Annotated in this window: 19 protein-coding genes and 3 pseudogenes; 9 read left to right on the forward strand and 13 right to left on the reverse strand. The window is 71.0% G+C overall.

Annotated features, from left to right (window positions below; genetic code table 11):
- Positions 1-90: pseudogene (locus tag ASF18_RS24805) on the forward strand (DNA-binding response regulator); the annotation flags it as partial.
- 278 nt (positions 91-368) lie between these two features.
- On the opposite strand, the pseudogene ASF18_RS15510 reads toward ASF18_RS24805, so the two are convergent.
- From ASF18_RS15510 to ASF18_RS15520, 3 genes and pseudogenes are all read right to left on the reverse strand, one after another.
- Positions 369-584: pseudogene (locus ASF18_RS15510) on the reverse strand (IS3 family transposase); the annotation flags it as partial.
- 211 nt (positions 585-795) lie between these two features.
- Positions 796-1,056: pseudogene (locus ASF18_RS24310) on the reverse strand (transposase); the annotation flags it as partial.
- A gap of 367 nt (positions 1,057-1,423) precedes the next feature.
- Positions 1,424-2,140: a gamma-glutamyl-gamma-aminobutyrate hydrolase family protein gene (locus tag ASF18_RS15520; RefSeq protein WP_056271008.1), complete on the reverse strand. Its 717-nt coding sequence runs from the start codon at positions 2,138-2,140 to the stop codon at positions 1,424-1,426.
- 336 nt (positions 2,141-2,476) lie between these two features.
- Between ASF18_RS15520 and ASF18_RS15525 the strand changes: the two genes are divergently transcribed.
- A complete protein-coding gene (locus tag ASF18_RS15525; protein ID WP_056352900.1) occupies positions 2,477-4,129 on the forward strand; it encodes a GAF domain-containing protein in 1,653 nt (550 codons plus the stop codon).
- A gap of 112 nt (positions 4,130-4,241) precedes the next feature.
- A complete protein-coding gene (locus ASF18_RS15530; RefSeq protein WP_200917624.1) occupies positions 4,242-4,643 on the forward strand; it encodes a response regulator in 402 nt (133 codons plus the stop codon).
- A 112-nt stretch (positions 4,644-4,755) separates the two neighbouring features.
- Here ASF18_RS15530 and eat read toward each other — a convergent pair whose 3' ends face one another.
- Together eat and ASF18_RS15540 are read right to left on the reverse strand one after the other, a co-directional pair.
- Positions 4,756-6,126 carry an ethanolamine permease gene (gene eat, locus ASF18_RS15535; RefSeq protein WP_056352902.1) on the reverse strand — a complete coding sequence of 457 codons (1,371 nt, stop codon included), beginning with the start codon at positions 6,124-6,126 and terminating at the stop codon, positions 4,756-4,758.
- Positions 6,127-6,220: 94 nt separating this feature from the next.
- Positions 6,221-7,405 carry a ceramide glucosyltransferase gene (locus tag ASF18_RS15540; RefSeq protein ID WP_244472767.1) on the reverse strand — a complete coding sequence of 395 codons (1,185 nt, stop codon included), beginning with the start codon at positions 7,403-7,405 and terminating at the stop codon, positions 6,221-6,223.
- Between the two features lie 152 nt (positions 7,406-7,557).
- On the opposite strand from ASF18_RS15540, the gene ASF18_RS15545 reads away from it, so the two are divergent.
- Positions 7,558-8,529, forward strand: a complete 972-nt coding sequence (locus ASF18_RS15545; protein WP_156394069.1) for an FAD-dependent oxidoreductase — start codon at positions 7,558-7,560, stop codon at positions 8,527-8,529.
- A gap of 10 nt (positions 8,530-8,539) precedes the next feature.
- Positions 8,540-9,442 (forward strand): histone deacetylase, encoded by a 903-nt coding sequence (locus tag ASF18_RS15550; RefSeq protein WP_056212661.1) that lies wholly within the window; start codon positions 8,540-8,542, stop codon positions 9,440-9,442.
- Here ASF18_RS15550 and ASF18_RS15555 read toward each other — a convergent pair.
- Entirely contained in the window at positions 9,400-9,681 is a 282-nt protein-coding gene (locus tag ASF18_RS15555; RefSeq protein ID WP_056212659.1) for a hypothetical protein, read from the reverse strand. The two genes, ASF18_RS15550 and ASF18_RS15555, sit on opposite strands and share 43 nt — an antisense overlap.
- A gap of 189 nt (positions 9,682-9,870) precedes the next feature.
- Positions 9,871-10,443, reverse strand: a complete 573-nt coding sequence (locus ASF18_RS15560) for a TetR/AcrR family transcriptional regulator (protein ID WP_056352904.1) — start codon at positions 10,441-10,443, stop codon at positions 9,871-9,873.
- 246 nt (positions 10,444-10,689) lie between these two features.
- On the opposite strand from ASF18_RS15560, the gene ASF18_RS15565 reads away from it, so the two are divergent.
- The 3 genes from ASF18_RS15565 to ASF18_RS15575 are packed head-to-tail and all read left to right on the forward strand — an operon-like array spanning position 10,690 to position 16,051.
- Positions 10,690-11,796, forward strand: a complete 1,107-nt coding sequence (locus ASF18_RS15565) for an efflux RND transporter periplasmic adaptor subunit (protein WP_244472728.1) — start codon at positions 10,690-10,692, stop codon at positions 11,794-11,796.
- Positions 11,793-12,884, forward strand: coding sequence for an efflux RND transporter periplasmic adaptor subunit (locus ASF18_RS15570; protein WP_056352906.1), 1,092 nt, complete (start codon positions 11,793-11,795; stop codon positions 12,882-12,884). Before ASF18_RS15565 ends, ASF18_RS15570 begins: the two co-directional genes overlap by 4 nt.
- A gap of 59 nt (positions 12,885-12,943) precedes the next feature.
- Positions 12,944-16,051: an efflux RND transporter permease subunit gene (locus ASF18_RS15575; RefSeq protein WP_056352909.1), complete on the forward strand. Its 3,108-nt coding sequence runs from the start codon at positions 12,944-12,946 to the stop codon at positions 16,049-16,051.
- Positions 16,052-16,086: 35 nt separating this feature from the next.
- Here the strand turns inward: ASF18_RS15575 and tsaA are convergent, their stop codons facing one another.
- Both tsaA and ASF18_RS15585 read right to left on the reverse strand, forming a co-directional pair.
- Positions 16,087-16,584, reverse strand: coding sequence for a tRNA (N6-threonylcarbamoyladenosine(37)-N6)-methyltransferase TrmO (gene tsaA, locus ASF18_RS15580; protein ID WP_056270984.1), 498 nt, complete (start codon positions 16,582-16,584; stop codon positions 16,087-16,089).
- Between the two features lie 105 nt (positions 16,585-16,689).
- Positions 16,690-19,065, reverse strand: a complete 2,376-nt coding sequence (locus ASF18_RS15585) for an EAL domain-containing protein (RefSeq protein WP_056352912.1) — start codon at positions 19,063-19,065, stop codon at positions 16,690-16,692.
- A gap of 282 nt (positions 19,066-19,347) precedes the next feature.
- On the opposite strand from ASF18_RS15585, the gene ASF18_RS15590 reads away from it, so the two are divergent.
- The gene (locus ASF18_RS15590) at positions 19,348-20,817 is read left to right on the forward strand and encodes an AMP nucleosidase (protein ID WP_210166758.1); all 1,470 of its coding nucleotides are present in this window, start codon (positions 19,348-19,350) and stop codon (positions 20,815-20,817) included.
- Positions 20,818-20,916: 99 nt separating this feature from the next.
- Here ASF18_RS15590 and ASF18_RS15595 read toward each other — a convergent pair whose 3' ends face one another.
- Genes ASF18_RS15595 through ASF18_RS15610 form a run of 4 tightly spaced genes read right to left on the reverse strand, consistent with a single transcriptional unit; the run spans position 20,917 to position 24,786 of the window.
- Positions 20,917-22,197, reverse strand: a complete 1,281-nt coding sequence (locus ASF18_RS15595; RefSeq protein ID WP_056352916.1) for an ATP-binding protein — start codon at positions 22,195-22,197, stop codon at positions 20,917-20,919.
- Positions 22,198-22,225: 28 nt separating this feature from the next.
- The gene (locus ASF18_RS15600; RefSeq protein WP_056270971.1) at positions 22,226-23,263 is read right to left on the reverse strand and encodes a lysylphosphatidylglycerol synthase domain-containing protein; all 1,038 of its coding nucleotides are present in this window, start codon (positions 23,261-23,263) and stop codon (positions 22,226-22,228) included.
- 58 nt (positions 23,264-23,321) lie between these two features.
- Positions 23,322-24,032, reverse strand: a complete 711-nt coding sequence (locus ASF18_RS15605) for a uracil-DNA glycosylase (protein WP_082487627.1) — start codon at positions 24,030-24,032, stop codon at positions 23,322-23,324.
- Positions 24,022-24,786: a PIG-L family deacetylase gene (locus ASF18_RS15610; RefSeq protein ID WP_056352919.1), complete on the reverse strand. Its 765-nt coding sequence runs from the start codon at positions 24,784-24,786 to the stop codon at positions 24,022-24,024. The genes ASF18_RS15605 and ASF18_RS15610 overlap by 11 nt, the downstream gene beginning before the upstream one ends.
- Positions 24,787-24,790: the final 4 nt, after the last annotated feature.

Raw genomic sequence — 24,790 nt, forward strand, 5'->3', positions numbered from 1 at the left:
TCGTCGGGCAAGAACTACATCGAGACCGTCTGGGGCCGCGGTTACGTGCTCCATGATGGTGTCTCGGAGATGCGCGCCTTGGCGAGTTGAAGCCTTCGAAGCCGAACGGCAGCGGAGGATGGCAGACATCTCGATCAACGAACATGGCCCCTCACTGCGTTCAGAGGGCGAACAGATCCCGCTGTCCGAACCGGGCTTGCGCCCAAGGTCGTGATCCCTTCATGCGGGGTAGGCGTTTGAAGGTCGGAAGCGCCTTGTGCGCCTGACCGTACAAAACGGCCCCTACGATCCTGCATCCGTCGCCGCGATGATAGACATACGTCCGGTAGTGAACCGCGCCGGGTTCACCGGAGGCCATTTGGTTTGGGTCAAGCGGCCAAGGTTTGCACCTCGGTTTGAGCATAGTCGCGCGCTTCGGCTTCGGCGGGAGGCACGTTACCGATCGTTTCCAGCGGCCGACGGTGATTGAAACAATCCACCCATTCGAAAGCGGCGAACTCGACGGCTTCGAACGACCGCCACGGGCCGCGCCGGTGGATGACCTCGGTCTTGAACAGTCCGATCACGGTCTCGGCGAGAGCATTGATGCTCCTATCGTCGTCAGGCGGTGTTCGCGAGCGGTTCGGAAGCTCGCAGGCGGCCGCAGAGATGGGCGTAGATCTCACGGGCGACGAACCGCTTCAGGCAGCGGATGATTTCGCGCTGCGTCAGGCCTTCGGCCAAACGCCGCTGCATGTAGGCCGGCGTCGGCAGATGGCTGCGCAGGCGCACGATCACGACCCGGTAGAGCGCGGCGTTGGCCTGCCGGAGTTCGCGAACCTCCCGCTCCAGGGCCTTGATCCGCTCGCGCTCGTCCGTCGTCGGGCCGGCTCGTTGGCCCTGGTCCCGCTCGGCCTGGCGTACCCAATTCCGCAGCGTCTCGCCCGAGCAGCCGATCTTGGCTGCAATCGAGCGGATCGCCCCGTACTGGGAATCATGCTCGCCCAGGTGCTCCCACATCATCCGCACCGCGCGTTCACGGACCTCGGGGGAAAAAGGTGGGGTTCGCTTCGTCATGGCTCCATCCTCGCAAGAGTTGAGGCCTCCGGAAAATCCGGCACGGGTCAAACCCGCTGAGTGGTCGCGCGCGTCGCTCGATGGGGGCATCACGCGCTGGCTCGAGCCGACGGGTCGGTGAGGTTGTCCCTTGAACGCAGGGCGAGCCAAGGCCCCACCCTTGGGAAGCTGCGTGTCAAGCGTGGCCGTTCCGGCAGGGTGTCGTGGCGGCGCGGGGGTCGTGCACGCGGAGATCCATCCGCCGGATGCCCCTCGGTTTGGGCGCGGGCAGCCGTTCGCAAGGCCCTGGGCCTTCCTCCTGCCCAGCGGTCCGCGCGTCACGTCGGCATCGCTCGCGAAGGGGCGATCACGGCCGTGAGCCCTTCGCTCAGACGCCCCGGCCCGGTTCGGCAGGATTCCTGAGGAATCGCCGAATCCATCCGGCGACGCGCGCGCCGTCGTTGGGGGCATCGAGGGACGCCAGGGCCCGGGCCTGCACGGCCGCGTCGAGATCGCCCGGACGGTGCCCGGCGATCAGGGCACGGGCATAGTCGGTGGTGAATTCCGGGTGGAACTGGACGGAGAAGGCGCGCCGGTCCGAATAGGCGAGGATGCCGTGGGGCGTGAAGGCGCTGCCCGCCAGCGTTCGGCTCCCCGGCGGCGCCTCGACGACCTGATCCTGGTGGATGGCCGGGACGGCGACCCGCGGCTCTCCATCCATCCAGTCTGCCGCCCGATGAATGTCGTAGGTGTGCAGCCCGATCCCCCAGCCCTTCGGCGATTTCTCGACCCGTCCGCCGAAGGCGGCCGCCATGACCTGATGCCCGAAGCAGATCCCCACGAGAGGCTTGTCCGGGTCGAGATCGCGCAGGGAGGCGATCAGCGTTCCGATCCAGGGGAGGGGATCGTAGGCGCCGGCCGGCGAACCCGTCACGAGGGTGGCGTCGAAGGTATCCGGATCGGTGGGCCATTCGTCCCGGTTCACCCGGAACACCGAGACGTCGTGCCCGGGGCCGAGCCGGTCGGCGGTCATCCGGCCATAGCCCGGGTATCGGCCGGCGAGCCGCTCCGGGGGCGTGCCCGCTTCGAGAATCGCGATCTTCATGGATGGGAGACGGTAAACCGGCGCTTCACCCCCGATACCAGAACCCCCTCCGGTCAGCCTGCGGATTCTTCATGTGAATCGCGCCGCGGCGGCGATTCACGATTCGGGCTTCGGAAGGTGGGCGATGGGGCCCGCGTCCGGCGGCCCGACCGACCGGCACCGCGATCCGGCGCAGGACCGGTTTCGCGCACGCCCCCGTTGTGCGACAGTTCCGGAATACGTCCGCATGGTCTTCATTCATGGGAGTCGTCCCGTGGCACCCTCGTGACGACACGGGCTCAGTGACTTCATCCGAAACGGAGGATACAACGGCTGGCCGCCGGGGAAGTTCCCTTCATGAGCTGTCATCTCGATCAGGGTATCAGGCCAGATACATCCGATCCGCAGCGGCTTGCTGAGCTGGCCGCGCTCGACATCCTCGACACAGCTCCGGAGCAGGCGTTCGATGATGTCGTTCAACTGGCCCGGCTGCTGTGCGGATCGCCCGTCGCCTTGATCAGCCTGGTCGACAGCGATCGGCAATGGTTCAAGGCCCGCGTCGGGTTTCCCCGCTGCGAGACCGATCTCAATGCGTCGGTCTGCGTCTACGCCCTGAGCGAGCCCGACCTGCTCGTGATTCCCGACCTGACGGGCGATCCCCGCACCTGCCGGAACCCTCTCGTCACGGGAGACCCGCATATCCGCTTCTACGCCGGCGCCCCCCTGCGGATGCCCAGCGGCCGCGTGCTCGGCACCCTGTGCGTGCTCGATCACCAGCCGCGCGCGGGTGGTCTGACGGACGATCAGGCGGACGGTCTGCGCCGCTTGACGCGTCAGGTGACGACGCTGATCGACGAGCGCCGGCAGATCGCCCTGGTGAAGGCCGAGGAGGTCTATGCCCGCGCGGCCTCCCTCCGGCGCGCCGCGCTGATCGAACTCGGGGATTTCCTGCGGAACGAGGCCTCCGTGCCGGCGATGACGCACCGGGCGGCGGAGATCGTCGGCCGGACCCTGGACGCCAGCCGGACCGGATATGGCGAACTCGACGGGGCCGGCGAGTACATCACCATCCATCGCGACTGGACCACCGTCGGCTCGGACAGCCTCGTCGGGCGGCATCGATTCATGGACCACGAGACCCTCGGCCCCTGCCTTTCGCGCGGAGAGACCCTCGTGGTCGACGCCGTGGCCGAGGATCCGCGCACCGTGGAGGCGGCCGCGCTCCTCTCGCGAATCAATGTCGGCGCGATGCTCAACGTCCCGGTGCGTGAGCGCGGTCGCAGCGTCGGTCTCTTCTTCGTGCACAGCGACGCGCCGCGCCCGTGGCGGCACGAGGAGATCGCCTTCGTCCGCAACGTCGCGGATCGCGTCCAGGTGGGCATCGCGCGCCTGCGGGCCGAGGAACATCAGGCGGTGCTCAACCGTGAGCTCAGCCATCGCATGAAGAACATGCTGGCCATGGTCCAGGCGATCGCGACCCAGACCCTGCGCAGCGCACCCGACCTCGAGACCGCCAGGGACGTGCTGGCCGACCGCTTGATCGCGATGAGCAAGGCCCACGACCTGCTTCTCAGCGGAACCCGCGAGAGCGCCAGCATCGAGGCGGTCATTCGTGGGGCTCTCGAGATTCACGACGATGCCCGGTCGGAGCGGCTGCACCTGGCCGGTCCCTTCGTCCAGGTCGGCTCCAGGGCCGCCCTCTCCCTTGCGTTGATGGTCCACGAACTGGCGACGAACGCGGCCAAGTACGGGGCGCTGTCCCGATCCGAGGGCTCGGTCGCCGTGATCTGGACCATCGAGACCGAGGGGCCCGAAGCGATGCTGTCCCTGTGCTGGACCGAGCGTGGCGGCCCCGCGGTGGTCACCCCGACGCGCCGGGGTTTCGGAAGCCGCCTGATCGAGCGCGGCCTCGCCGGCGCGGTGGGCGGGGCGGTAAGCACCACCTACGCGTCCACAGGCCTGGTCTGTACCCTGGCTGCGCCCCTGCGCGGGATAGAAGCGGAGGAGTAAGGCCCATAGGGTCCGCCGGCTCGGAGTGCGGGACGCGAGGATCGCTCGAGGCCGGTGGCGGCGACAGGGCCGCTATGCCGGACCTTTTCTCGACCGCGAAGCGTTGAGGTTCATGCCCTACCCGACCTCCTCCAAAGGCTCGCACGCTCTCGTGGTGGAGGATGACGGTCTGATCCGCATGGATGCCGTCGATATTCTCGAGCGGGCGGGCTACGCCACCCTTGAGGCTCAGACCGCGGATCAGGCCCTGGACCTGCTGCGCCGCTGCCATCGGGACGTGACCGTCCTGTTCACCGATGTCCGGATGCCCGGCACGCAAGACGGCTTCTCCCTGGCGCGGGAGACCGCGCGGACCTACCCGCACATCGCCATCCTGGTCTCGTCGGGAATTGCCCGTCCCGTCGTCGGCGACATGCCCGCGCTCGCCCATTTCATCGAGAAGCCCTTCAGCGCCCGCATCGTCAATCGCCATCTGCAGCAGATGATCGACGAGAACGGGTTGAAGGTTCAGTAGCGCCTGGGCCTGGGCTACGCCCCCGGGCGCCTTTCACCGCGCCCCTTGCCCCCGGCCACCACCGCGCGGCGTTGCGAAAGGCGCCGCGATCGGCCTCCGGCGGCATTCGGGTTCAGAGCGCCGGGTCGCAGAGCGGCTTGCCCGAGGCCGGCGTCGCAAACCCTTTCGCCGCGAGCACGGCCAGACCCATCAGGACGAGGAAGATCGCGAAGATCACCGGGTTGTAGACAACCAGGGCGACGAAGCAGACCGCCGCCAGGGTAAGGGCGAAGGCGGGCGCCGCCGGGTAGAGGGGGGCGCGATAGGGACGGGCGAGATCCGGCGCGATCCGGCGCAGCCGGAACAGGCTCGCCAGGCTCATCCCGTACATCACCAGCGCGCCGAACACCGCCATGGTGACGATGCTGGCGGTGAGCGACTGCCCCGCGATCGTCACCAGGTTGTCGCTGTAGATCGCCGCGATCCCGACGACGCCCCCGGCGAGGGTGGCGACGTGCGGCGTGCGGAAGCGCGGGTGCAATCGGGCGAGTCCGCGGGGCAGGAAGCCGGCCCGGGCCAGGGCGTAGATCTGGCGCGAGTAGCCCATGATGATGCCGTGGAACGAGGCGACGAGGCCGAACAGGCCGAGCCAGACCAGCATGTGCAGCCAGCCGCTGGATTCCCCCACCACGCCCTTCATCGCCTGGGGGAGGGGATCGTTGAGATTGCTCAGGGTCCGCCAGTCGCCCGAGCCGCCGGCGAAGAGCATCACGCCGAAGGCCAGGACCGTCAGGGTCAGCACGCCCGTGATGTAGGCGATGGGGATGGTGCGTTTGGGGTCCTTGGCCTCCTCGGCGGCCATCGCCACGCCCTCGATGGCGAGGAAGAACCAGATGGCGAACGGGATCGCGGCGAACATGCCGCCGATCGCCGGCAGGCCGAACCGGTCCGCGCCGGCCCAGCCGTGGGCGGCGAAATGCGACCAGGCGAAGGCCGGGGCGACGACGCCCATGAAGATCAGGAGTTCGGCCACCGCCAGGATCGTCACGAACAGCTCGAAGGTCGCGGCGATCTGCACGCCGACGATGTTGAGGCACATGAAGACGAGGTAGGCGCCCAAAGCCGCATGCTTCGGATCGAGGCACGGGAACTGCACGTTGAGATAAGCGCCGATCGCCAGGGCAATGGCGGGCGGGGCGAACACGAACTCGATCAGCGTGGCGTAGCCGGCGATGCAGCCGCCCACCGGCCCGAAGGCGCGCCGGCTGTAGGCGAAGGGGCCGCCGGCCTGCGGGATCGCCGTGGTGAGTTCGGTGAAGCTGAAGATGAAGGCGACGTACATCGCCGCCACGGCCGTGGTGGTGATGAGGAAGCCCAGGGTCCCGGCGGAGGCCCAGCCGTAGCTCCAGCCGAAATACTCGCCCGAAACGACGAGCCCGACTGCGATGCCCCAGAGGTGGAAGGCGTTCAGGCCCCTGTGGAGGCCGCTCGTCTCGGTCTGCATCGCCCTGGCTCCGTCCGCCCGCCGCGGGCGGGGGAGCTTGAAGCAAGAGCGCTGCCGTGCCCTCGCGTCGGACGGAGGACTGGCACCGGCGCGTTCAGGCGGCGCTGGCGCGGGGCCGCGGGCGGCGCCAGGGGTTGCGCCGGGAGGGCTCGGACGCCTTCGTCCGGATGTCCATGGGATTGCCGCGCCAGACGATGGCGCCCCGCAGCCAAGCGCTCACCCACAGGGCGGGAACCAGGGCGTCGCGGATCAGGAAGGCCAGGAGCAGCCGGGGGTGCCGGTACCAGCGCGCCCGGACGGCCAGGGCGATCTCGGCCCCGTACCACAGGCCTGTGAGCCCGAGGAGGAGGCCGGCCAAGGGGATGGACGGCGCGGCCGCGAGGGCGGCCGCGAAGGGCAGGAGCGGGCCGCAGCCGATCTCGGGGGCGAAGAAGAGCGGGAAGGTGACCCGGCGCAGGCGCGCCCAGCGCAGCTGCCGGGACCAGACCTCGGCGAGGGTGCGCTGCCCGAGGGGCTGGTCGAAGGGGACGGCCACGAGATGCACCTGCGCCCCCGCCGCGCGCACGAGCTTCGTCGCCGCCGCATCCTCGGCGATCTCGGACGCGAGCGCCCGGATGCCGCCGCGGGCCTCCAGGAAGGGCTTGTGCCAGAGCATGCTCTTGCCCTGGGCGAAGCCGAGGCCGAGGGCCTCGCCGGTATATTGCCAGCGCGCCTGCAGGGTGTTGAGGAAGGCGCATTCCACCGCGGCGAACAGGCCCGCGGGGCGGGCCCCGATCGGCGTCGAGCAGACGAGGCCGGTGTTCGGGCGCCAGGCCGCCTGCAGCTGCTGCAGGTAGTCCGGCGGCATCGCGACGTTTGAGTCGGCCAGCACCACCCAGTCGTGGCGGGCCGCCTCCCAGCCGCGCACGCAATTGTTCAGCTTCGGGTTGTCGCTGATCCGCTCGTCGCCGACGATCAGGCGGGCGGGCACGCGGGGATGCGCCGCTATCAGGCGCTCCAGCAACGGCACGATGGGGTCGGCCCCGTGGGCGACGCAGAAGATCAGCTCGTAGTCGGGATGGGCGAGATGGAAGCCGCGCGTCAGTAATTCCTCGCTGAAGGCCTCGACGCCGCAGACCGGTCGCACCAGGGAGATCGGGGCGGCGCTCGGAAACACCGACGCGCCGTTGCGCCGCCCGATCCGCAGGGCCGCCACCGCGATGCCCACGAGGTTGATGCAGGTCAGGGCGACGCATAGCCAGAGGGCGGCCGTGGCGCCCGGCTCCGACAGATCCTGCAGCGCCTGGTCCCACATCCGCGACGTCCCCCGTTCGCGAAACCCCACCATCGCAGCCCGGCGCGGGTTGGACACCGCGTCGCGTCCCCGGCTGCACAGCGCCCCTAACAGCCGTGATGCTTCAGTCGTATGACGGCCCCGGATCACGAGGGGGGATGCGGGTGGCGGAACCGGTGCAAGGGGCGAGACCGGCGCGTGTGGCGATCGTGGGGGCCGGGATGGCAGGGGCGAGCGCGGCACGCGCACTCCACGCGGCCGGGGTCTCCGTCGCCCTGTTCGACAAGGGCCGGCAGCCGGGGGGCCGCATGGCGAACCGCCGCGACGACGAGACCGGCCTCAGCTTCGACCACGGCGCGCAGGTGATGCGGGCGCACGGACCCGCCTTCCGCGCCCGCCTCGCCGACTGGGCGGTCAGCGGCCGCGTCGCGCCCTACGATGCGCCCGGCAGCGTCACTGCCGTGCCCGACATGACCGCGCCCGTGCGCGACCTCCTCGCCGGCCTCGACGTACAGGTCGGGCGCACCGTCACCGCCCTGGCGCGCACCGACGGCGGCTGGCGACTCACCCTGGCGGAGGCCGGCGAGGACCGGCTCTTCGACGCGGTCGCCCTGACGCTGCCGGGCCCGCAGGCCCTGCGCCTCCTCGCCGCGAGCGGTCTCGCCCTGCCCGGGGTCGAGCGGGCGACCTACGCGCCCTGCTGGTCGCTGATGCTGGCCTGCGCGCAAGACCTGCCCCTCCCGGGCGACGTCCTGCGCCCCGCGGACGGGCCGGTCGCCGCGATGTTCCGCGAGGGCGCGAAGCCCGGGCGCCCGACCGCGCCCGTCGCCTACACCGTCCATGCCACGCCGGACTGGTCGAAGACGCATCTCGAAGAGGCCCCGGAGGCGGTGCGGGCCGCGCTGCTTGCCGCCCTGGGCGACCTGTTCGGCGACCCCGTCATCCCCTTGCAGGCCCGCGCCCATCGCTGGCGCTACGCCCTCGTGGAGGAGACCTGCGGCGCCCCCTGTCTCTACGATCCGGGCCGGCGTCTCGGCTATGCCGGCGACGGCTGCCTCGGGCCGCGCATCGAGGCCGCCTTCGACAGCGGGCTCGCCCTCGCGGACCGGCTGATCGCGGATCTCGCATGAGCCTGTCGCGATGAGCCTGCCCATCGTTTTCCACCCGGCCTACGAGGCGACCCTGCCCGAAGGCCATCGCTTCCCGATGCGCAAGTATGGGCGCCTGGCCGCGCTGCTGGTGGAGCAGGGACTGGTGCCGGGCGGCTTCGCGCGGCCGGAGCCCGCCGGGGCCGATCTCCTCGCCGCGGCCCACGACCGCGCCTACGTGGAGGCCGTGCTCGCCCTCGACGTCTCCCGCGAGATCGAGCGCACCATCGGCCTGCCCGTGGGCGCCTCGGTGGTCGCCCGTTCCTGCGCCTCGGTGGGGGGGACGCTGCTGGCGGCCCGCCTCGCCCTGGCGCACGGCCTCGCGGGCAGCACCGCCGGCGGCAGCCACCATGCCCGCCGCGAGACCGGCGCTGGCTTCTGCATCTTCAACGACGTGGCGGTGGCCGCGCGCACGCTGCACGCCGAAGGCACCATCGCCCGTGCCCTGGTGGTGGATTGCGACGTCCACCAGGGCGACGGCACCGCCGATTGCCTCGGCGGCACGCCCGATCTCTTCACCCTCTCGATCCACGCCGAGAAGAACTACCCGACGCGCAAGATCGCCGGCGACCGCGATGTCGGCCTGCCCGACGGCGTCGACGATGCCGGCTATCTCGCGGTGCTGGCGGCCCATGTCGGGCCGCTGCTCGATGCGATCCGCCCCGACATCGTCTTCTACAATGCCGGCGTCGACCCCCATCGCGACGACCGGCTCGGCCGCCTCGATCTCACCGATGCGGGCCTGCTGGCGCGCGACCGCTTCGTCGTCGGCGAGGCGCATCGGCGGGGCATTCCCTTCGTCGGGGTGATCGGCGGCGGCTACTCCACCGACATCGACGCCCTCGCGGCCCGTCACGCCCTGGTCTTCGCAGCCATGGCCGAACGGGCGGCCTGACCGGGCACCCGTTCGGCCGTCGCGGCGGTGACCTCGACCTCGGCTTTTGACAGCGCCGCGTGGCGGGCGACGATCCGGTCGATCGTCCGACCCGGCTGCCCGCCGCAATACGGCGTGCGCAGGAGTTCGAAGCCGTGGGCATCCTCCTGCGCCAGGATGTGGCTGTCGCCGGAGGCGGGCGGCACCGGCAGCGTCGGACGCCGCCGCTTCAGGTCCCGCGCCGGGGCGACGCCGCCCATGCCGGGCAGGACCCGAGACCGCGATGTCGAAGGGGGGGCGTCCCGCGTGCCTTCCGCCGGCGCGCTCCCGGCGTCGGGAGGCCCGGTCGGCCGGCGACCGAAACGCGTCGGCATCGCTACGCGGCAGAGGCCTGTGTCGCCGTTCGCTCCGCAAGGTTCAAGAAACGCACGCGCGGCGCGCGTGCGGCTTCAGGCCGGGATCGGCTTCGGCAGGCTCCGGGCGGCGCTCTCCATGGCGTCGAACAGCTTCTCCAGTTCCGCGCCCTCGAGGCAGTGGAAGCCCAGGGTGCGGCTGAGCAGCAAGCCCAGGGTGGCGAAGGTCAGCATCGCGCCGGCCCCCGGGCAGCAGGCCACGTCCTCCATCTGGGCGAGGCGCTGCTTCAGGAAGGCGTTGAAGCCCGCGAAGGCCTCGGGGTTTTCCGCCGAGGCCAGCAGGAGCGCGCGGGGAAACCCGTCCTCGTCGGCGTAGACCTGACGGGCATGCGCGATCAGGGCGAGGGGGAGTGCGGCCGGACCCGGACCCTGCTCGACCTCGTGCGCGGCCACGCTCTCGCGGATCTCCCGCAGCTTGCGCTCGGCCAGCGCGGAGATCAGTGCGTCCTTCGAGGCGTAGTGATGCAGCACGCCCCCCTTGCTGAGCGAGGCCTCGGCCGCCACCCCGTCGATGGTGAGCGTCCGGGTGCCCATGCGCCGGATCAGGCGTTCGGCGGCATCCAGGATGACCACCGGTCGGTCTTCGCGGCGGGTACGCGCCTTCATCATCGACGATCCAGCCGGTTCACCGGCGGTTTCGAGGGCGGGAGATCTGTTGCCAGAGCCGGCGCGAAGATCGGGAAACGACAATGGGATATCGGGGAACGACGGCGGCGGGAAGACGGTTCGCCGAAAAAAGAAACCGTCTGGACGGTCGGTAGCGGAGCCGATATGGGTGACGTCAGAGAGGGCCTTTTCGAGTTCGAGGACGCGATGGTGGGTAGGCTGAGGGTGTGGCCGCGCAGGTGCGCGCGCGTGGCCTTCGTGCTCGCGGTCTGTGCCGTCGCGCTGGCGCCGGCCCGGGGCGGCGAGGCGGTGGCCGGGGAAACGGCCAGGGAGACGGGGAAGCCGGCGAGCCCCGCCGTCGCCGTCGTGCGCACGGCCGTGGCGCGCGCCACCACGATCGCCTCCGACCTGATCTTCACCGGGGATATCCAGGCCCAGTCCCAGGTCAACGTGGCCTTCCGGACCAACGGCAAGATCGCGCAGCGCCTCGTGGAGGTCGGCGACCACGTCACCGCCGATCGGGTGCTGGCCAAGCTCGATCCCCAGGAGCAGCGCGCCAACCTCAACAACGCCCAGGCCGCGCTCACCTCGGCCGAGGCGCTGCTGACCCAGGCCAAGCTGAACTTCAAGCGTCAGGAGCAGCTCCTCGCCAGTGGCTACACCACCCGCCCGAGCTACGACGATGCCGAACAGCAGCTGCGCACCACGCAGGCCTCGGTGGATTCCGCCAAGGCCGCCCTCGGCAGCGCCGAGGAGCAGTACTCCTACACGGACCTGAAGGCGGGCGTGGACGGCATCGTCCTCAGTCGGACCTTCGAAGTCGGCCAGGTCGTGCAGACCGGCCAGACGGTGCTGGCGATGGCCCAGGACGGCCCCCGCGACGCGGTCTTCAACATCTTCGAGGCGGTGCTGGCCGCGCCCCCCGAGAGCAAGACCGTGGAGGTGACGCTGCAGGCCGACCCGCGGGTCAAGGCGACCGGCCGGGTACGCGAGATCTCGCCCAGCGTCGATGCCGCCTCCGGCACGGTCCGGGTCAAGGTCGGGCTCGACGCGACGCCCCAGGCCATGAGCCTCGGCGCCATCGTGGTCGGCACCGGCAAGTTCCGGCCGCGCCAGGCGATCGTGCTGCCCTGGTCGGCCCTCTACCGCTGGGAGAACGCCCCGGCCGTCTGGGTCCGCGATCCCACCCACAGCACCGTCGCGCCCCGTCCGGTCGTGATCGAGCGCTACGGGCCCAACACCATCGCGCTCAAGGGCGGCGTCGAGCCCGGCGAGGAGGTCGTCATCGCGGGCATCCAGCTCCTGCGCCCGGGCCAGACCGTTGCCGTCTCGCAGACCCTGGAGGCGGCGCGATGATCCGCCCGACCCTGCTCCGGTCGACCCTGGGCGCCCTGGCGCTCGTCTCGCCCCTCAGCGCCTGCCAGGCCGCCGAGGAGACGGCCCCGCCGCCACCCGTACGGCCGGTCCTGTACCGAGTCGTGAAGCCGGTAGCGGCCCAGGTCTTCGGCCCCTTCGCGGGGGTCGTGGCCCCCCGCTACCAGTCGGAGATCGGCTTCCAGATCGCCGGCCGGATGATCGCCCGCGACGTCACCGTGGGCGACATCGTCCACAAGGGCCAGCGCATCGCCGCCCTCGATCCGGTGGTGACGCGCTTCGCCCTGACCCGCGCCGAGGCGGACCTCGCCGACGCGAGGGCGCAGGCCGAGAACGCGAGCGCCACGGAATCGCGGCGCCGGCGCCTGCTGGCCGGCGGCAACGTCACCCAGGCCCAGCTCGATACCGCCGTGGCGAGCCGCGACACCGCCCAGGCCCGCGTCTCCCAGGCGGAGGCGAACCTGCAGCGGGCCCGGGACCAGATGGGCTACACCGAGCTGCACGCGGATTTCGACGGCGTCGTCACGGTACGCAGCGCCGAGGTCGGGCAGGTGCTCAGCGCGGGCCAGGCCGTGGCGACCCTGGCCCGCCCCGAGGAGCGCGAGGCCGTGGTGGACATCCCCGAGGAGCTCGTCGGGACGATGCCCACGGATGCCCAGTTCACGGTGGCGCTCCAGAGCGCCCCGGACGTCACGGCGACGGCACGGGTGCGCGAGATCGCCCCCTTCGCCGACCAGACCACGCGCACCCGGCGCATCCGCATGACCCTGCTCAAGCCCTCCGAGGCCTTCCGGCTGGGCTCGACCCTCACCGTCACCCTGGCGCGGGCCGAGGCGCCTCACGTCGACCTGCCCGCCGCCGCGGTGCTGACGGCGGACGGCCGCGACGCGGTCTGGGTCGTCGCGCCGGACGGGAAGAGCGTGCGCAAGCGGCCGGTCACCGTCACCCGCCGCGACCCGGAGCGCGTGAGCATCGGCATGGGCCTGAACGCCGGAGAGCGGGTGGTCCTGGCCGGGGTCCACTCGCTCCAGGAGGGGCAGGCCGTGCGCTTGCCCGACCCGGCGCCCTGAGCCCGGGCACCGCCGCCATCCATGATCAGCCGCCATCCCGGTGAGGCGAGAGCAAACCCGTGAAGTCCTTCAATCTCTCCGAATGGGCCTTGGAGCATCGCTCCTTCGTCTGGTTCCTGATGCTGATCTCGGTGGTGGCCGGCTTCCTGGCCTACGAGCGCCTCGGCCGCGAGGAGGACCCGCCCTTCGCGATCAAGACCATGATCGTGCAGGCGCGCTGGCCGGGCGCCACCATCAGCGACACCCTCGATCAGGTCACCGAGCGGATCGAGAAGGAAGTGCAGCAGATCGATGCCGTCGATTTCAGCCGCAGCTACACCACGCCGGGCCAGGCCACGGTGTTCGTGCAGCTGCGCGAGACGACGCCACCCAAGACCATCCCGGCGATCTTCTACCAGGTCCGCAAGCGCATCGGCGACATCCAGGGCACGTTCCCGCAGGGCATCCAGGGTCCGTTCTTCAACGACGAGTTCGGTGACGTGTTCGGCAACGTCTACGCCTTCACGGCCGACGGCGTGACCCCGCGGCAGCTGCGCGACTACGTCGAGCGCGTCCGCGCCGAGGTGAAGAAGGTGCCGTCTGCGGGCAAGATGCAGCTTCTCGGCGCCCAGGACGAGGTGATCTACCTCGACTTCTCCACCCGCAAGCTCGCCGGCCTCGGCCTCGACACCAACTCGGTCATCCGCACCCTGCAGTCGCAGAACGCCATCGCGCCCTCGGGCGTGATCCAGGCGGGCCCCGAACGGGTCTCCGTCCGGGTGGGCGGCCAGTTCGTCAACGAGGAGAGCCTGCGCGCCGTGAACCTGCGGGTGAACGATCGCTTCTTCCGCCTCTCCGACGTCGCCGAGATCTCCCGCGGCTTCACCGACCCGCCGACCGACCTGTTCCGCTTCAACGGCCAGCCGGCCATCGGCCTCGCCATCGCGATGCAACCCTCGGGCAACCTGCTCACCTTCGGCCACGACCTGAAGGAGCGGATGCGCAAGCTCGAGGGCGAATTGCCGGTGGGCGTCGGCATCCACCTCGTCTCGGACCAGCCCAAGATCGTCGAGGAGGCGGTGGGCGGCTTCACCAAGGCGCTCGTCGAGGCCGTGGTGATCGTGCTCGCGGTCAGCTTCATCTCGCTCGGCTGGCGCGCCGGCCTCGTGGTCTCGCTGTCGATCCCGCTGGTGCTCGCCATCGTGTTCGTGGTCATGCAGGTGATGGGCGTCACGCTCCAGCGCATCTCGCTCGGCGCGCTGATCATCGCGCTGGGCCTCCTCGTGGACGACGCCATGATCACCGTCGAGATGATGGTCGCGCGGCTGGAGGTCGGCGACAGCCTGAAGAAGGCCGCCACCTTCGCCTACACCTCCACCGCCTTCCCGATGCTCACCGGCACCCTGGTGACGGTGGCGGGCTTCCTGCCCATCGGCTTCAACGGCTCGTCGGCGGGCGAGTACACCTACTCGCTCTTCGTCGTCATCGCCGCCTCGCTCCTGGTCTCCTGGGTGGTGGCGGTGCTGTTCGCGCCCCTGATCGGGGTGAAGCTCCTGCCGAAGCAGATGAAGCACAAGGACCACGGCGCCCCGAGCCGGTCCATGCGGATCTTCACCGGCCTGCTGCTGGGCGCCATGCGCTGGCGCTGGACCACCGTCGCGGCCTGCGTCGGCATGCTCGGCGCGGCGATCGTCGGCATGGGCTTCGTCCAGCAGCAGTTCTTCCCGGCCTCCGACCGGCCCGAACTCCTCGTCGACATGACGCTGCCGCAGAACGCCAGCATCGCCGAGACCAAGGGCCAGATGGACCGCTTCGAGGCGACCCTGGTGGGCGACCCCGAGATCGTACGCTGGTCGTCCTATGTCGGCCAGGGCGCGGTGCGCTTCTACCTGCCCCTCGACCAGCAGCTCGGGAACGCCTTCTTCGGCCAGATCGTGATCGAGACGAAGTCGATCGAGGCGCGCGAGCGCATGAAGCTGAAGCTCGACAAGCTCGCCCGCGAGCAGTTCGTCGGCACCGACTTCCTCATCCACTCCCTCGACCTCGGCCCCCCCGTCGGGCGTCCGGTGCAGTACCGCCTCAGCGGCCCCGACCTGCAGACCCTGCGGGCCCAGGCGCTCACCCTCGGCAACATCGTCGGCGCCAACCCGCATCTCGACGTGCCGACCTTCGACTGGAACGAGCCCGGCAAGGTGCTCAAGGTCGACATCATCCAGGACAAGGCGCGCCAGCTCGGCGTGACCTCGGAGGACATCGCCGGACTGCTCAACGGCATCGTCGGCGGCCGGTCGATCACCCAGGTCCGCGACTCGATCTACCTCGTCAACGTGGTCGCCCGCGCGCAGGCCGTGGAGCGCAACTCCCTCGACACCCTGCAGAGCCTGCAGGTGCCGCTGGCCAATGGCAGCGTGGTGCCGCTCCTGGCCTTCGCCACCATCGGGTACGAACTGGAGCAGCCCATCGTCTGGCGCCGCGACCGCCTGCCGACCATCACGGTGCGGGCCTCGATCGCGGACGACACCCAGCCCGCCACGGTGGTCGCCCAGCTCGACGAGACGATCACCGCGTTCGGCAAGTCCCTGCCCGACGGCTACGTCCTGGCGGTGGGCGGGGCGGTGGAGGAGAGCGCCAAGGGCCAGGGGCCCATCGCCGCGGTGGCGCCGGTGATGCTCCTCACCATGGCGATGTTCCTGATGATCCAGCTCCAGAGTTTCCAGAAGCTCTTCCTGGTGGCCAGCGTGGCGCCGCTCGGGCTCATCGGCGTCGCCATCGCGCTCCTCACCTTCAACAAGCCCATGGGCTTCGTGGCGATCCTGGGTGTGCTGGCGCTGATCGGCATCATCGTGCGCAACTCGGTGATCCTGGTGACCCAGATCGACGAGTACGAGCGCGACGGGCTGGCGCCGTGGGACGCGGTGGTGGATGCCACCTGCCACCGCATGCGCCCGATCCTGCTGACCGCGGCGGCGGCCAGCCTCGGCCTCGTCCCCATCGCCCGCGAGGTGTTCTGGGGACCGATGGCCTACGCCATGATCGGCGGCATCCTGGCGGCCACCTTCCTGACGCTGTTCTTCCTGCCCGCCCTCTATGTCGGCTGGTACCGGATCAAGGCGCCGCCGAAGGGCACTCCGCGCAAGGTCCACGGCGCGGACGGGCAGGTCCACGGTGCCAAGGCGCCCGCGGGCTGACCCGCGGATCCGCGGATCCGCGGGCGGGCACCGCGTCAGCGCGGGCTCGTCCCGGCCCGGTCCACCGTGGCGCCGGGGCGCGAATCCGTCGACGCGAAATAGGGCTTGATGTCGAGAAGCGGGGTGCCGTCGCGGCAATCGAGACCGCGCACCCGCAGGCTCGCCCCGTCCCGCGCCAGGAGCTCGACCACCGAGAGGGCGATGGGGTTCGGGCGCGCCGGCGAGCGCAGGGAGAAGGTGCCCCGGCTGCCCTCCGCATGGCGGGGGCGCTGCAGCGCGAGGTCCCGGGCGGCCTCGTCCATCCAGTAGAGGACGATGAGGTGGCTCGCGCCCTCGACGTTCTGGAGGGCCTCGGCGAAGGGCGCATCGACGGCGAGCGTGCAGACCGCGTCGGTCTTCAGGCCGTTCTTCGGGCACTCGCCGCGCGTGGCCCAGGGCGTGCGGACGCGGCCGATGAAGTAGAGCCCGGCGTCGAAGGCGTCGGGCAGCGGGATTGCCACCTCACCGGGACGATGGTCGGTCTCGTCGTGCATGCGCGGCGCCTCTCCTCCGGCGCGGGTCGAAGCGCCGGGCCTCTCGTTTCGGGCAAGCCGAGACCGGGAGCAAGCCGAGACCGGGAGCGGGCCGGTCGCCGCCGGTCAGGCGGCGACCGGCGACCGTTGCCGGGCGCCGCGGGTCTGCTGCGCGAACTCGCTGATGGGGCCGGGCCGGCCGATGAAGTAGCCCTGCGCGGCGTGGCACTTCTCGGTGACGAGGAAGCCGAGCTCCTCGGCGGTCTCCACCCCTTCGGCGATGACCGGCAGCCCGAGGCCGGCGCCGAGCCCGAGCACGGAGCGCACGATGGCGGCCGCCTGCGGGTTCGAGTCGACGGACGCGATGAAGGAGCCGTCGATCTTGATGGTGTCGAAGGGGAAGAGCCGCAGGTTCGAGAGGGACGAGTAGCCGGTGCCGAAATCGTCCATGGCGAGGCGCAGCCCCAGCGCCTTCAGCCGACGCAGGTTGGTCAGGGCCCGCTCGGGATCGCGGATCAGGGCGGTCTCGGTGATCTCGAGTTCGAGGCGCGCCGGATCGAGGCCAGTCTCGGCCAGGATCGCCTGGACGGCCGGCGCGAAGCCAGAATCATGGACCTGGACCCCCGAGACGTTGACCGCGACCGCCAGGGGTACCTCCCAGCGTGCGGCCTCCCGGCAGGCCTCCCGCAGCACCCAGGCGCCGATCTCCCGGATCAGACCGCTCTCCTCGGCGATGGGGATGAAGACCGCCGGCGAGACCAGCCCGCGCCCGGGCTGGTGCCAGCGCAGCAGGACCTCGAAGCCGATCACCGTCCCGGAGCGGGTCTCGATCTGCGGCTGGTAGACCAGGCGCAGCTGGTCCTCCGCCAGGGCGCGGCGCAGCTGCTTCTCCAGGAGGCGGCGCTCGCGCACATCCTGTCCCATGGACGCCTCGAAGAAGCGGTAGGTGTCCCGCCCCTCGGACTTCGCCAGGAGGAGCGCCGTATCGGCCGCGTTCACGAGGTCGTTGCGGTCGCGCGCGTCGTCCGGGAACACCGCGATGCCGATGGTGGCGGCGGGCACGGGCTCACCCTGGAGCGCGCTCTCGGCCGCGGCCTGGAGGGTCGCCCGGATGGTCTCGGCGAGGCGGCCGGCCGTCACCGCGTGGGTGCAAGGCGTCAGCACGGCGAACTCGTCGCCGCCGATCCGCGCCATCGTCTGGGTGTCGTCCAGGAGGCCGCCGACGAGGCGGGCGACCCGCACCAGGGTGGCATCCCCGATCGGGTTTCCGAAGAGATCGTTGATCTCCTTGAACCCATCGAGGTTGATGTGGAGGAGCGCCAGGCGCCCGCTGCCCGCCTGCCGGATGTTCCGGTCCAGGCAGTCCTGGAAATGCCGGCGGTTCGGCAATCCGGTCAGGAGATCGTGCCCGACGAGGAACCGGATCTGGCGCTCGGCCCGCCGCCGCGTCGTGAGGTCCCGCACCGCCAGGGCGACGTGCGGCGTCCGCCCATAGGCGACCGGGCGCATGATGAGCTGGACTGGGAGGTCGGACCCGTCGAGCCGGTACAGGGTCCCCTCGACCCCGTCGTCGGGGTGGTCGGCGAGGCTGCCGCGGGTCGCGCTGTCGGGAACGAACTGCGCCAGGGGCAATCCGGCCAGGGCCTTCGCCTCGCCGCCGGCCAGGGCCGCGAAGCTGTCGTTGGCGCTGACGATGACGCCGTCCTGGCAGATCACCAGGCCTTCGACGGCGGCGTTGGCGAGGCTGTGCAGGCGTCCGCGATAGACCTCGCGCTGGCGGTCGCGCAGGTCGAGCACCAGGGTCGTGCAGGCCATCAGGAGGATCGTCAGGCTCGCGAGCCCCACCGGGAGGGCGAGCCAGAGCGAGGGGACCGTCTCCTCGGGTACGACGACCGAGGGATCCGGCATCACCGTCAGGGCCAGCATGCCGAGGATGTGGTGGCCGCAGATCGCGCCCGCGAGGAGCGCGGCCCCGACGACCCGACCCCGCGCGCGTGCGCTGGTTAGCCCGATCCCCAGGGCCGCCATGGCGAGCCCGACGCCCACGGCGACGGAGAGCGCCACCAGCGCTGGATTCCAGACCATGCGCCCGGCGACCTGATAGGCCGCCATCCCGGTGTAGTGCATCGCGGCGATGCCGAGGCCCACGATGGCCCCTCCGACCAGGGGGGCGCTGCGGGCGCTCCAGAACGCCGCGGTCGCGAGGCCGATCCCGCTCACCCCGATGCCGAACACCAGCGACAGCACCGTCAGGCCGACCGCATAGGCCGCGACCAGGCCCGGATCGGAGGCCAGCATGGTGAGGAAATGCGTCGCCCAGATCCCCGAGCCGCCGGCGACGGCCGCGACCCCGACCCATCCGCTGCGCCAGCCGATCCGGGTCTGCTTCGCGTGGTGCAGAAGCGCGACCGTAGACGTCGCGGCCAGGGCGCAAATGATCGCCGCGAGCGTCAGCAGCCACGGGTCATGTTCGGTAATGAAGCACCCGAAGACTGTGAGCATCGACGCCCTGTTCCCCCTGTCGTCGCCGCTTATGCCAGTCCGAGGACCCAGTCTTCGTCTCTTCAGGACGAAACGGATACCTTGCATATGTTAAGGGAATCGGAGGCGAAACGAAATGGTTGTATTGGAACCAAGCGGCCATTGGGAATCCCTCAGGCCGCGACGACGGCGGGAAAAGTCGCCGATCCTGCCCGCGTTCGCCTCCTGGGTGCGCCGGGTGTAAGACCCTGGGGACCGAGCGCCTGGCCAGGAGTCACCGTGATCCGCGACGAGTTGCGACCGATGGAATCCGTCTCCGATGCCGAGACCGCGGTGGACCGCCTGGCGGCGCTCCATGCGGGGGCGATCGCGGCGTTGCGTTCGGCCCTCGCGCGCTATCTCGATGGCGGCCCGCCGCCGGACGCGACGGAGCGGCTGCAGTTCCGCTATCCGGAACTGCGCCTCACCTACCAGCCGGCCGGGCCGATGCCGCAGGTCTCCCGGGCCACGGCCAAGCTCCAGGCACCGGGCACCTACGCCACCACCGTGACCCAGCCGGACCATTTTCGCGGCTACCTGCTGGAGCAGTTGCGGCCCCTGGTTCGGGACTACGCCGTCACCCTGGAGGTCGGCCTCAGCGCCCAGGAGATCCCGTATCCCTACGTGATCGAGCCGGGCGCCGATCTCGGGCGCAGCGGCGTCACCCCGCGGGACCTCGCCACCTACTTCCCGGTGCCGCTGCTCTCGGTGGTGGGCGACGAGATCGCGGACGGGCTCTGGCAGGACCTGCCCGACGCGCCGCGTCCGCTCGCCCTCTTCGACGCGATCCGGACCGACTACTCGCTCCGGCGCCTGGTGCACTACACCGGCAGCGACTGGGGCGACGTGCAGCCCTGGATCCTGCTGACCAACTACCACCGCTACGTCGACGGCTTCATCCGCCACGGCCTGGAGCGCCTGGCGCGCGGCGACGAGGGGTTCGAGCGGATGATCCTGCCGGGCGGCGTCACCGTCTCGCGGGCGGAGGCCGCCACCGTCGATCCGGCCGCGCTGATCGCCGCCTCGCCCTGGCACAAGTACCAGATGCCGGCCTACCACCTCGTGGCCCGGGGCCCCGACGGCAGCCAGCAGGGGACGACCCTGGTGAACATCGGCGTCGGCCCGTCCAACGCGAAGACGATCACCGACCACCTCGCGGTCCTGCGCCCGCATTGCTGGCTCATGGTCGGCCATTGCGGCGGCCTGCGCCAGTCGCAGACCATCGGCGACTACGTCCTCGCCCACGGCTATTTCCGCCGCGACCGCATCCTCGACGAACTCGTGCCGCCGGACGTGCCGGTGCCGGCGCTGGCCGAGGTGCAGCTCGCCCTCCAGGCGGCGGCCGCCCACGTCACCGGCGAGCGCAGCGAGGACCTGAAGCGGCGGCTCCGGACGGGCACGGTCGTCACCTACGACGACCGCAACTGGGAGCTCCGCTTCAGCCAGGAGCGGCGGCGCATCAACCTGTCCCGCGCCATCGGCGTCGACATGGAGAGCGGCACCATCGCGGCGCAGGGCTATCGCCTGCGGGTTCCCTACGGCACGCTGCTCTGCGTCTCCGACAAGCCGCTCCACGGCGAGATCAAGCTGCCCGGCGCCGCCAACGCCTTCTACGAGCGGGCGGTGGCCGAGCACCTGCTCATCGGCCTCGCCGCCCTCGACAACCTGCGGGCCGAGCGCCACGGCCTGCATTCCCGCAAGCTGCGCAGCTTCGACGAGCCGCCGTTCCGCTAGAGCATTTTCGGTGATCTCCAGATCACCGAAAATGCCCTTTCTGATTGTGTGGTCGCGTTGTCTTCACGCGAGCCGGCATCCCCCTTTCTTGAAAACGCTCTAGGCCGGCTCGGCGAGGACGTCCGGGGGCTCGACGGCCGCGAATTCCGGAAAAATCGCCCGCACGGTGGTGCCCGCGTCGGGCACGCTCTCGATCAGCAGGCGGCCCCGGTGCCGGTTGACGATGTGCTTGACGATGGCGAGGCCGAGGCCGGTCCCGCCCTGGTCGCGGCTGGAGGCGACGTCGACCCGGTAGAACCGTTCGGTCAGGCGCGGGATGTGCTCGGCCGCGATCCCCGGCCCGTGGTCGCGCACGGCGAGCTCGATGCTCGTCCGCCCGCTGGCCGCCTCGATCTGGCGCCGAAGCGCGACCTCGACGCGCCCCCCGCTGCCGCCGTACTTCACCGCGTTCTCGATCAGGTTCTCGACCACCCGCAGCAGCTCGTCGCGCTCGCCCAGGATGGGGAAGGCGCCCTCGGCGGCGATGCTCAGCACCACGCCGCGGTCGCGGGCCAGCGGCCCCTGCGTGTCCACCATCTGCCGGGCGATCCGGGTCAGGTCGACGGGGCGCGTCGGCGGCACGTGCTCGCGCAGCTCGATCCGCGACAGCGACAGGAGGTCGTCGACGAGGCGCGCCATCCGCTGCGCCTGGGTCTTCATGATGCCGAGGAAGCGTTCGCGCGCCGGCGGGTCGTTGCGGGCCGGGCCCTGCAGCGTCTCGATGAAGCCCAGCAGCGAGGCCAGCGGCGTGCGCAGCTCGTGGCTGGCATTGGCGACGAAATCGACCCGCGTCGCCTCCAGGCGCCGGGCCGAGGTGAGGTCGCGGAGGAACAGCACCACGTTGGGCTGCCCGCCCACCACCCCGTCCGGCATCGGTAGGGCGCCGATCTGCACCTCGAAGGCGCGCTCGGTGGGGACGCGCGTGGCGTAGAGCGTCTTGAGTGGGGCGCCGGTGCGCAGCACCTCCTCGATCCCGTCGAGGACGTCGGGGGCCCGCAGGGCGAAGGAGAGCGGGTGGCGCAGCTTCAGGGCCGGCAGCAGGGCCCGGGCGGCGGGATTGACCTCGATCACCACCGCACGGCGATCCACGAGGATGACGGGATCGGGAATGTTGGCGAGGAGCGCTTCCGCCACCGAATGCCGGCTGGCCCCGGGGCTCTCGGTCACCCGCACGATGCGGGCCCGCCCGAGGCTGCCGATGACGCCGCCGAGGCAGAGGACGACCAGGGAAGCCGCGATCATCGGTCCGTCGAGGGTTCCCCGTCCGGCCGCGAACACCCCGAGTCCCACCGTCGCGATGGTGGCGGCGGTCCAGGATGATCGGCGTGCGCCCCGTGCCATGCGGACCCTCCCGGCTCAGCCCCGCGCCTCAGGCCCGGGCGTCCCGGGTGCGCTTGACGATCTCGTAGACGGTCAACATGGCCAGCGCGATGACGAAGGGCACGAGATAATAGCAGACCCGGAACAGCAGCAGCGATCCGAGCACCTGGTCCCGGGGCAGGCTCGACAGCGCGAGGAGGATCGTCGCCTCGAACACCCCGATGCCGCCCGGCGCGTTCGAGGCGATGCCCAGCATGGCCGCCAGGACGTAGATCGCCACGAAGGTGGTGAAGCCGATGGAGGTGCCCGCTGGGAGCAGCACGTAGAGGGTCGCGGCCGCCGCGCAGACGTCGCCGATGCCCACCACCATCTGGCTCAGGGAGACCGAGGCGCCCGGCAGTTCGAGCCGCCAGCTCTTCACCCGGACGTGGCGGCGCTTGAGAGAGACCCAGAGCAGGTAGGCCACCACGGCGAGGAGGGCGCCGAAGCCGACCCCCTGGTTCAGCGCGATGCTGGTGAAGGTGAGGGCGGCGAGCTGGCCGGCCTCGACGATGAGGCTGAGGCCCAGGACGACGCCCATCCCGAGCCAGAAGGTGAAGCCCGCGATCACCGTCAGGGCGGCGATCTTGGCCGCTCCCAGCCCCTTGCTCGAGTAGATCCAGTAGCGGATCGTCCCGGCCGTCAGGAGCGGGAAGCCGAGGGTGAAGCTGACGGCGTAACTCGTGAACGAGGCCAGGGCCGTCGTTCGGTACGGAACCTTCAGCTTGAGCTGCCGGAGGGCCAGGGCATCGTAGCAGGTGAGGAAGAGGTAGCTCAGGCCGACGAACAGGAAGGCGAAGCCGAGCTGTTCGGCCGAGGCGCCCGTGAAGGCCGCGTGCATCTCGGCCCAGGTGACCGTCTCGACGAGCTTCCACAGGACGAACAGCGAGCCCGCCAGGATGGCGAGGCTGGCGATGGTGCCGAGCCAGGCGTAGCGACCGCGCAGGCCGCCCTTCGGCGCCTCGGTCTCCGCCGCGTCGATCGGCGACGCCTCGGGCGCGAGCGCCTCGGCCGTCTCGATCTGCTTCTGCTGTCTCGCAAAGTTCATCGTGTCGGCGTCCGCCTCCGCTGGGCTCCCCGCGCACGGCCGCATCGGCGGCATGGGGTCAACCCGAGCTTGTGCCGGACCACGGCCCGTCGCCCGCATTTAGGGGCATCGGCCGGCAATTGCCAGCGAGGGAGGCGCAATGCCCACCGGCGATGCAGGCTTGCGCCTCCGCCAGCCCCGCCCGGATGCGCACGGCGACGCTCGGCGCCGTGCAGACAAAGGTCGGGCTCGGATGCGGAATCGGGATCAGCCTCAAATCCGGACGCGACGCTTTGAGGTCCGACTGCGCGAAGCCCGCGACCCGTCCGGAGAGCACGACGACGCGCAGGTGCGGCAGGCAGGCGAGGAGGGGCGTCAGCCAGGGCAGAGCCTGCCGCACCTCGGACCGGCGCGGGGGCCGGTTGCGGGCGCCGGGGGCGTGGATGACCCACGGAATCGTGTTCCAGATCAGGGTGTCGCGGCGGGCGATCCCGGCCTCGGCGAGGAAGCGGAAGAGGTTGGCGGCGGTGCCCGTCGGGTTGTCCCGCGAGACGAGGCCGGTGCCGCGGATGCGCGGACCCGGCGTCTCCAGGAGCAGCAGCAGGCGGGCCGCGACGCCGCCGTCGAGGGGGTCGGGCTCGGGGACTTCGGCGCCCTGCGCCGCGGCGATCGCCCGGCCGAGGGCGCGGATCGGGGCGAGGTGGGGGCTGTCGAGCCGGGACTTGCGCGCGGCCAGGGTGACGGGGTCACGCAGGCTCTTTGGTTCGGCGGGCGGCGCCTCAGCCGACATCGGCGACGAGGCGCCCCAGGCTTTCCGGCAGGGTGCCCTGCCGGCGGAAGCGCTCGCGCCCGTCCTCCTGCGCCAGGCGCTGGGCGAGGCCCTCGGGACCGCCGAACTGGAAGCCGAGCTGCGTCGCGTAGGCCGCGCAGGCCGCGCCCTTGGCCACCCGGCCCTCGGGGCCGAACCGGCATTCCGTCTCCGGCAGATCGGCGAAGCGCGGGCGCAGGGGCTCCTTCGGGGTCTGGTCGCGCACCGTGTAGGGAAAGTCGCGCCACCACAGGATCGGCGCGGTCGGGTCGGCCGCGTCCAGGGCGCGGACCACCTGGACGTGATCCACATGCCCGCCGATGCCCTGGGGGGCCAGGACGAGGTCGGGTGCCGTCTCGGCGAGGAGCGCTCGGATCGCGCGGGTCAGGTCGGGCACGATGGTGTCCTCGGCCCGCACCGCGCCGAACAGCTCCGGCGCCGAGCCGTAGCCGCGATGCGGCGCCTCGCGGAAGGGCCAATGGCGCGGGGGTGCGAGCAAAAGGGCGGCCACGGCTGCCGCATCCTCGGCCCGGCGCAGGTCCATGTAGTCGATCTCGGGCCCGAGCCCCTTGTCGGTCTGGCAGGCGAGGGCGAAGCCGGTCGGGTTCGCCACCGAGGCGGTGAACACCGTCACGATCTCGACCTGCCAACCCGCCCGGCCGAGGGCGTGGAGCAGCCCGCCGCAGGAGAAGGCGGCATCGTCGAGATGCGGCGACAGGGCGAGGGCGGTGGGCATCAGC

The organism is Methylobacterium sp. Leaf89 (assembly GCF_001422215.1).
Classification (GTDB): domain Bacteria; phylum Pseudomonadota; class Alphaproteobacteria; order Rhizobiales; family Beijerinckiaceae; genus Methylobacterium.